1 protein-coding gene is annotated in these 248 nt (G+C 48.0%); it reads left to right on the forward strand.

Annotation, left to right across the window (positions count from 1 at the left end):
• Window positions 1-248: Ig-like domain-containing protein (locus tag HL290_RS18510; protein ID WP_227602340.1), on the forward strand; the 248-nt coding region annotated here is incomplete at both ends.

Raw genomic sequence — 248 nt, forward strand, 5'->3', positions numbered from 1 at the left:
CCAACGCTTGCGATTACGACAGATGACCTTGAACTTGCAGCAGGCGAAACAGCGAACATCACCTTCACGTTCAGTGAAGCGGTTACAGGCTTTGATGCCAGTGATATCACTTTAGTTGGTGGTACATTAGGTGCGTTGACGACAACGGACAACATCACTTGGACAGCAGTGTTTACGCCAGATGGCACAGGCACAGCACCAAGCATTACTGTGGCTGATAATACTTACACAGATATTGCAGGTAACCT

Origin of the sequence: Acinetobacter sp. AC1-2 (assembly GCF_016124155.1) — a bacterium.
GTDB classification, from domain to species: domain Bacteria; phylum Pseudomonadota; class Gammaproteobacteria; order Pseudomonadales; family Moraxellaceae; genus Acinetobacter; species Acinetobacter calcoaceticus.